Origin of the sequence: Citrobacter sp. S55_ASV_140 (genome assembly GCF_018919505.1) — a bacterium.
Classification (GTDB): Bacteria; Pseudomonadota; Gammaproteobacteria; order Enterobacterales; family Enterobacteriaceae; genus Citrobacter; species Citrobacter werkmanii.
Genome location: NZ_JAHLQZ010000178.1, coordinates 1 through 8,377, shown reverse-complemented (window position 1 = coordinate 8,377; position 8,377 = coordinate 1). Strand labels below are relative to the sequence as shown.

Annotated in this window: 7 protein-coding genes; 1 reads left to right on the top strand and 6 read right to left on the bottom strand. The window is 53.9% G+C overall.

Annotated features, from left to right (window positions below; genetic code table 11):
- The 3 genes from KQJ18_RS19270 to KQJ18_RS19260 form a co-directional block, all read right to left on the bottom strand.
- Positions 1 to 859: amidohydrolase (locus tag KQJ18_RS19270; RefSeq protein ID WP_216422517.1), on the bottom strand; the 859-nt coding region annotated here is incomplete at its 3' end.
- 21 nt (positions 860 to 880) lie between these two features.
- Positions 881 to 1,426 (bottom strand): antibiotic biosynthesis monooxygenase, encoded by a 546-nt coding sequence (locus tag KQJ18_RS19265; RefSeq protein ID WP_137351092.1) that lies wholly within the window; start codon positions 1,424 to 1,426, stop codon positions 881 to 883.
- Between the two features lie 173 nt (positions 1,427 to 1,599).
- On the bottom strand, positions 1,600 to 2,241 hold the full coding sequence (locus KQJ18_RS19260; protein WP_003021513.1) for a hydrolase: 642 nt from the start codon (positions 2,239 to 2,241) through the stop codon (positions 1,600 to 1,602).
- 273 nt (positions 2,242 to 2,514) lie between these two features.
- On the opposite strand from KQJ18_RS19260, the gene KQJ18_RS19255 reads away from it, so the two are divergent.
- Positions 2,515 to 3,417 carry a LysR family transcriptional regulator gene (locus KQJ18_RS19255; RefSeq protein WP_216422515.1) on the top strand — a complete coding sequence of 301 codons (903 nt, stop codon included), beginning with the start codon at positions 2,515 to 2,517 and terminating at the stop codon, positions 3,415 to 3,417.
- Here KQJ18_RS19255 and malZ read toward each other — a convergent pair.
- The 3 genes from malZ to brnQ form a co-directional block, all read right to left on the bottom strand.
- Positions 3,411 to 5,225 carry a maltodextrin glucosidase gene (gene malZ, locus KQJ18_RS19250; RefSeq protein ID WP_216422513.1) on the bottom strand — a complete coding sequence of 605 codons (1,815 nt, stop codon included), beginning with the start codon at positions 5,223 to 5,225 and terminating at the stop codon, positions 3,411 to 3,413. The genes KQJ18_RS19255 and malZ overlap by 7 nt on opposite strands.
- Positions 5,226 to 5,364: 139 nt before the next feature.
- Positions 5,365 to 6,738, bottom strand: a complete 1,374-nt coding sequence (gene proY / locus KQJ18_RS19245) for a proline-specific permease ProY (RefSeq protein ID WP_038638156.1) — start codon at positions 6,736 to 6,738, stop codon at positions 5,365 to 5,367.
- A 79-nt stretch (positions 6,739 to 6,817) separates the two neighbouring features.
- Positions 6,818 to 8,137 carry a branched-chain amino acid transporter carrier protein BrnQ gene (gene brnQ / locus KQJ18_RS19240; protein ID WP_038638153.1) on the bottom strand — a complete coding sequence of 440 codons (1,320 nt, stop codon included), beginning with the start codon at positions 8,135 to 8,137 and terminating at the stop codon, positions 6,818 to 6,820.
- Positions 8,138 to 8,377 lie beyond the last annotated feature (240 nt).

Genomic DNA, 8,377 nt, shown 5'->3' with positions numbered 1-8,377 from the left:
GTCCGGGCTTGAGCATATCGGTCCAGCGTTCAAAGTCCTCCAGCTCCTGCTTAGGACGCTGAGTAAACAAGTTGTAGGCGATGCGCACCGTCATCTGCTTGTTGGCGTGCAACTGCTCAATGATCTCGTAATCTTCCGGGTAGTTCTGAAAGCCGCCGCCCGCATCAATGGCGCTGGTCAGTCCCAGACGGTTCAGCTCGCGCATAAACTGGCGGGTCGAATTGACCTGCATTTCCAGCGGCAGCTTTGGCCCTTTCGCCAGCGTCGAATAAAGGATCATGGCGTTGGGTTTGGCGATCAGCATTCCGGTCGGGTTGCCGTTGCTATCACGCACAATCTCACCGCCTGCCGGATCCGGCGTCGCTTTGGTGTAGCCCACGGCTTTCAGCGCCGCGCGATTCAGCAACGCTCTGTCGTACAGATGCAGAACAAATACCGGGGTATCTGGCGCGGCTTCATTCAGTTCTTCCAGAGTCGGCATGCGCCGTTCGGCAAACTGGAATTCGCTCCAGCCGCCTACCACGCGCACCCATTGCGGCGACGGCGTTCTGTCAGCCTGCTCTTTGAGCATGCGTAGTGCATCCGCCAGCGACGGTACGCCTTCCCAACGCAGTTCAAGGTTGTAATTCAGACCACCGCGAATCAGGTGCAGGTGTGAATCATTTAAGCCGGGGATCACCGTATGTCCTTGCAGATCGACAATCTGCGTTCCTTCGGCGGCAAAGCTCATGATCCGGTCGTGGTTACCGGTCGCCAGGATCTTCCCGTTGGCGATCGCGACCGCCTCGACCTGTGGGCTTTGTCTGTCGAGAGTATGAATTTTTCCGTGAGTCAGAATCAGTGTGGCAGTTTGCGACATAACAATCTCCTGAGAAACCGGTCAGGCTTTTTTCAGCCATCCGGCAAACAGACGGGTTACGATGGGCATCCAGAACCAGACCACCAGCGCAACCACACACGCATCATTGATAAGATGCAGGAGTAACGAGCCCTTCATTGCAGGCAGCACAATGCCGGTCAACCACGGCACCAGGTTAGTGCTGGGAAAAATCACCAGCAGAGTTATCAGGAACTGTTTCCAGCGCCTGGGCTGGCGTACATGGGGCGCGGGCGGCGTAAACCAGAACGCCGCTTCGGTACGAATTTCGGTTTTGTCACCTTCTGCCAGCAGCGGAGCTATCTCTTCCACCAGCACACGGCGCGTATCGGACTGGGTCCAGTTGTACAGATGCTCCAGCGTGTCGAAGCGGATAATAATGTTCCACAGATTCTCGCCCTCCGCAGGGCGAATCACATTCGCCCCGAGATGACCGGGAAACTCGGCCGCCACCGGCATGATTTTCCCCAGCCACTGCTCATACCGCTGCGCCTGCTCAGGCTGCAGGGTATGGGTAATCACCAACGTCACATGTTTGTTCTGCGCCATGAAGGGTTCCTTGTTGAGAGGAAACAGACCGCTTAGGCCAGGAAAGCAATACACAAAATCATTCATGGTGCATCGAGGCGGCAAGGTTGTGGATCCCCGGGAGCTTACATCAGTAAGTGACCGGGGTACGCAAGCGAAGCCAACAAAGATGCAGCATGAAGGATGAAGTGTATTTAGGCTTTACGTTCCGGCGCGCCATGCACCATGGTATAGGCGTAATCCACGCCCATACCGTAGGCGCCGCTATGCTCGCGCACCAAATCCATTACGGCGTCGTAGGTTTCTTTGCGGGACCAGTCACGCTGGTACTCAAGAAGAACTTGTTGCCAGGTTACGGGGACTGCGCCCGCCTGCACCATCCGGTCAATAGAACGCTCGTGGGCATCCACAGACGTGCCGCCGGACGTGTCGGTCACCACATACACTTCATAACCCGCTTCCAGCGCCATCAGCGCCGGGAAGGTCAGGCAGACTTCGGTCCACAGCGCGGAGATAATCAATTTTTTGCGCCCGGTCGCTTCCACGGCTTTCACAAACGCCGCATCTTCCCAAGAGTTCATAGACGTGCGTTCAATAGGCTTCACATCGGGGTGAACCGCTAACAATTCCGGCCAGATATAGCCGCTAAAACTTTTTGTTTCCACAGAGGTATAAATCACTGGAACATTAAATATCTTGCCGGCTTTCGCTAATGCCACAGTATTATTTTTCAAAGTCTGGCGATCAATATTTGCCACACCAAATGACATTTGCGGCTGATGATCAATAAAAATCAGCGTAGAGTTTTGAGGGTCAATCAGTTCCCGAATAGACATAACACACCTTCTTAATCAATAAGTTAAAAGGTAACGGTCTGTATCTGCCGTCAGCAGCAGGATCCTGAATCAGAAAGCTTGTTGAGTATAGCGGGAAATTTCTAACGAGTTATTAAAGAAAACTAACCATCCTGTGAAACTATTAATTCTGTGTTGCGATATATCCTAAACAACATCAAAAAAATGCGCATGACTCATCTAATTTATTCACTGGCATTGTTTTTCTTCATTCGGTACAACAGAGGAGTTTATTTTTCAGGATATTTTCTGCTTATGCGCATCAATCTGGATGTTTTGCTAATCCTCGACGCACTCGACAAACAGGGTTCATTTGCCGCAGCAGCCGAATCGCTGTTTAAAACCCCTGCGGCACTCAGCTATATGATTCAGAAGCTGGAAAGCGATTTGAATATTGAGCTGCTTGACCGCTCCGGGCACCGGGCGAAATTTACCGACACCGGGCTGATGATGCTGGAAAAGGGACGTTTGCTGCTGAGTGCGGCCAAAGATCTCGAAAAGCAGGCGGTACAGCTGAGTTCAGGTTGGGAAAAAGAGCTGGCAATCGCGCTGGATGACTCTTTCCCTTTCGCCACGCTGCTGCCCATTATTGATGAATTTCACGCGCTGAATAAGCAAACCCGGCTGAGTTTTACCCACCATACGCTGGCAGGCTCCTGGGAGGAACTGACCCATAATGGCGCAGACATCATTCTGGGAGCGATTAATGAACCGCCAACGTCAGCCGCCTGGTCCTACAAAATGCTCGGCACGCTGGATAATGTATTTGTCGTGGCCCCCGAACATCCGCTGGCCACCGCGCCAGATGGCCTGACAAACGAACAGCTGTGCCTGCATCGGGCCATTGTTATCAGCGACAGCGCCCGCTTTTGCCATCCGCTGCAAACCAATCTGATGGACGAGCAGGCGCAGATTCGCGTCGATGACTTCCACAGTAAGGTGATGTTACTGCGAGCCGGCATGGGCTGCGGATTTCTTCCCCGCCACATTGCCAGCCCGTGGCTTGCCACAGGCGAACTGGTGGAAAAAACGGTCATCTCATTTCGCCAAAAAGATGTGGCCTATATGGCATGGCGTAACAGCCGCGACGGGCTGGCGCAGCGCTGGTGGCGAGAAACGCTGCTGGCGAGCCCGGAGATTACGCGCTTGTATCAATGACCCATCCACACCGAGGCGGAGATCGCCGGCAGCGTCAGGATATCGTCAGCGAGCAGGCCGTTACCCTCTTTGTGCTGCCATTGAGCGACACGCAGTAGTGGCGAGGCTGGCAGGACTACTTCACAGGCCTGACCACGGTTAATCGCCACCAGCACGCGCTGGCGGTTGAGCACCCGCATAAACACGACCACGTTATCTTCGGCGTAAATCACCTGACAACCGCCATGGCGTAACGCCTGGCTTTGATGGCGTAATTTTGCCAGCCGCTGATACAGCTCAAGCAAATGAGTGTCCTGTTTTTCAGGTTGCCACGGGAACGGCTTACGACAGAACGGGTCGTTATTACCGTCCAGACCCACCTCGTCACCGTAATAAATACAAGGCACGCCAGGCCAGGTAAACAGCCATACCACCGCCAACGGTAAACGCGCCACGTCTTTGCCAAGCAAGGATTTAAAACGGGCGGTATCGTGGCTGTCGAGCTGATTGAACATCCGCAGTTGCTGCTGATGCGACAGACCCGCGCGGTAGTTATCCATCCACGCCATACAGGTTTGGGCATCAATAGATTGCGGGTCGTACGAGATATCCGTATTGGCCAGAAATCCCCAGATGGGGAAAGTAAAACCGCGATAGTTCATGGCGGCATCTTCTGCATCCGCCTGCAACCACTGGCGCGCATCACCAAAATGTTCACCCACAACATACGCTTCAGGCTGGGTTTCTTTTGCCGCCTGCGTAATCCCCGTCACATGGTGCAGGTTGTTGCGCGCCCCGCCGCCTTCTCCCAGCATATGCACGACATCAAGACGCCAGCCGTCCATACTCCACGGCGCTTTCAGCCAGTGACGAACGATACTGTCTTCCCCACGATAAATCTCATTGACCAGGCTTTGCGAACAAAAATCCAGCTTGGGTAGGCTGGCATAGCCCAGCCAGTCAAGCGCCACACCGTCGGCAGAGAAATGATACCAGTCACGCCAGGGGGAATGCGGGTTGTAACACGCCCCATCCGTCCCACGGTTATGCCGATCAAACCAGGGGTGTGAATCGCCGCTGTGGTTAAAGACACCGTCCAGAATCAGACGCATGCCCTGCTGTTGCGTGTTGTGACGCAAGCGAAGCAGCGCGTTGTCGCCGCCAAACTGTGGATCAACATGACGGTAATCTTCGGTATCGTATTTATGCACGCTCGGCGCGGTAAATACCGGGTTCAGATACAGCGCCGTCACCCCTAACGTTTTCAGATACGGCAGCTTTTCGCTGATGCCGTCTAAATCGCCGCCATAAAATGTCGATCCTCCGGCCTGAGCGGTCAGCGGTTCATCCCACTCGCGACGCACGATGTCATGCCCGGCTGCGTGGTGGTAATAGACGTTTGGAGCCGGCTCACGCGACTGGCTGCGGGCAAAGCGATCCGGGAAAATCTGATAGAAAATCTGGTCAGCTACCCACTGCGGACCGTTATCCGGTACATCAACAGCAAACTGCTCCAGACGCGCAGGCGGAAAACGGCTGAATCCCTGCGGTGTAAACCACAGCTGACGATCGGGCCACAATAATTTAAAGCTATAGCGCCGACGAGGTTGACCGCTGGCAAGATCGATCGCCGCTCGCCACGCGGTTACGCCCGGCTGCGGCTGGCTGCGCAGCTTGTGCATGGAGAGCGAAATCTCTTCGTTATCGTTTTCTGCGCGTAGCGTCACCCGCTGAGGTGGATTTTCCCCGGCCAGCCACAGCGTAATTGTCAGTTGATCTTTGTTTTGCTTAACAAATGGGGCAACCGGAAGGTGCCAGGCGTTCAACATCACGTATCCCCTTTGATGAAAATGAAGCCACCTTGCCATAGCAAAGAGCAGGATCACTCATCATCTTAACGTTTATTAGGGGAGGAGTTCGGGGGAGGAGAAAATTGCCGGGCGACGCGACGCGTTACCCGGCAAAAAATTACTGTGCTTCAGCCAGTTGACGCTCGCGGCGGCGTTTAAATACCCACCCCACCAGCAGCAAGGCAATCCACGCGAAACCAACATACAGTGAAATGCGGGTATCCGGATGGTAGCCGATAAGCGCGATGATAAAGACGAGGAAAATCAGGCCAACAACGGTGGTTGTTACCCCACCAGGTACTTTAAATTTCAGCGCCTTGACCTCTTCCGGCGGCAGACGGCGGCGGAAGGCAATCTGCGACAGCAGGATCATAATCCACACCCACACCGTGGCGAAGGTCGCCAGTGAGGCGATCACCAGGAAGACGTTTTCCGGCATGATGTAGTTAAGATAAACCGCAAACAGCAGCGCGATAGTCATCACCATCACCGTGACCCATGGCACACCGCGACGCGACGTCTTGGCGAACATTTTTGGCGCGCTGCCCTGCTCCGCCATACCATGCAGCATACGCCCCACGCCGAAGACGTCAGAGTTGATAGCCGACAGCGATGCGGTGAGAACCACAAAGTTGAGGATCCCGGCGGCAAAGGTAATGCCCATATGCTGGAACGTCAGGACGAACGGACTCCCGTCGGTGCCAACCTGGTTCCACGGGTAAATAGACATAATGACGAACAGCGTCCCCACGTAAAATACCAGGATACGCATCGGTACGGAATTGATAGCACGCGGAATAGATTTTTCCGGGTCTTTCGCTTCACCTGCAGTAATACCGATAATCTCTATCCCGCCGTAAGCGAACATCACCATTTGTAGCGACATTACCATGCCGAGCCAGCCGTTGCTAAAGAAGCCGCCGTTACTCCACAGGTTATGGATACCGGTAGGTTGACCGCCGTTGCCAATGCCCCAAATGATGATGCCGAACCCGGCGACAATCATGATGATAATAGTGGCGACTTTAAAGAACGAGAACCAGAACTCCAGCTCGCCAAACACCTTCACGCTCATCAGGTTGATGGCGCAAATAATCAGCACCACGCTGAGTACCCATATCCAGTGCGGGACCGCCGGGAACCAGACCCCCATGTAAATGCCGAAGGCAGTAACGTCGGCAATAGCGACAATCAGGATTTCAAAACAGTAGGTCCAGCCGGTAATGTAACCCGCCAACGGCCCGAGGTTTTCCTGCGCATAGCGCGAGAAAGAGCTGGCTGCAGGATTATGCACAGACATTTCGCCCAGCGCGCGCATGATGATATATGCCGCAGCGCCACCGATAATATAGGCCAGCAACACGCTCGGCCCCGCCATTTTGATCGCGTCGGCAGAGCCGTAAAACAGCCCGGTGCCAATTGCCGAACCTAATGCCATAAAGCGAATGTGCCGGGTGCTCAGCCCACGCTTTAGCTTGTTATTACTTTCCATCGATTCCTAACCTGTTAACACAATAAAAAAACCACGGGGCCATATTAATAGCCCCGTGGTTAAAACTTATTGTCAGTGATTAGTGCGCGCTGGAGGTCACTTGTCGACCCGCGGCGCGATCCCAGATAATTGCCAGGATCACCATCACGACTGTTGGCATCAACCACGCCAGCCCTTGTTCCGCCAGCGGTAAACGCTGGGTCCAGGCCGGTAACACGTCGCCAATTGCAGAAGCTTTAATGCCATCAAGGATACCAAAAATCAGGCTGATAAACATCGCAGGTGCAATGACGCGGGAAGAATTATGCCACCATGAGCGGGTAAAACTTAATACAACCAGTGCGATACATGGCGGATAGATAGCCGTCAGCACCGGAATAGAGATCTGAATCAGATGGCTCAGCCCCAGGTTAGAGACCACCATTGAGAAGCCGCCGAGGATAAATACCAGCGTACGATAAGACAGTGGAACGTACTGGGCAAAGAACTCTGCGCACGCGCAGGTCAGGCCAACCGCAGTCACCAGACAGGCGATGAAAATCAGCGCCGCCAGCAGGAAGCTTCCTGCGCCGCCAAAGGTGTGCTGAACATACGCATGCAGAATCGCCGCGCCGTTAGCTGACTGATCGACCAGAATTGCGCTATCGGAGCCCAGACGGAACAACGCAAGGTACAGCAGCGTTAAGCCCACACCCGCCATCAAACCAGCCCAAACGGTGTAACGGGTCAGCAGACGCGACTCGGTAACGCCACGCGAGCGGGCGGCGTTAACAATAACAATACCAAATACCATCGCGCCCAGCGTATCCATGGTCAGATAACCATTTACGAAACCATTCGAAAATGCTGCGGTTTGATAGGCTTCCATCGCATTGCTGATCGGGCCTGCCGGCCAGACAATCGCGGCGACAGACAGTACCACCAGCGCAAGGATTTTCAGCGGAGCAAGGAAGTTGCCGACGGTATCCAGCAGTTTGCCTGGATACAGCGACACCAAAATAACAATCGCAAAATAGACCACGCTGTAGATGAACAGCGGCAGCGCAGAGTCACCGGTCAGCGGCGCAATCCCGACTTCGAAAGAGACCGTTGCGGTACGCGGCGTCGCGAACAATGGACCAACCGCCAGATAGCAGACGGTAGCCAGCAGTAATCCAGCAACCTTACCGATAGGCGTACTCAGGCTGTCCACACCGCCACCGACTTTCGCCAGCGCGACAACGGTAAGCACCGGAAGACCAACGGCGGTAATCAAAAAGCCAAAAGCCGCAGTCCAGACGTGTTCGCCTGCCTGCAAACCAACCATTGGGGGGAAGATGATGTTACCTGCACCAACGAACAGTGCAAATGTCATAAATCCCAAAGCGATAATATCGCGCGATTTTAACTGATGGGTCATAAAGTCTTACTGCCTGTGGATGTGGTGTTGAAAATAATAAATTTTTGCCTTTCCCTGGGGGACAATACAGCGGCATTTTTGCTCAATTCCAGCGGGAAACACTCCCGACCTGGCGCGGCGAAGAATAGTTTTTCGATTTACCGCGTAAATGCAGTCGGTATGACAGCATCTGGAGCGCAATTTAAACGCTTATAACGTTTTAAAGCAAGGTGGGATCCAAAAACCAGAACAATATAGCGA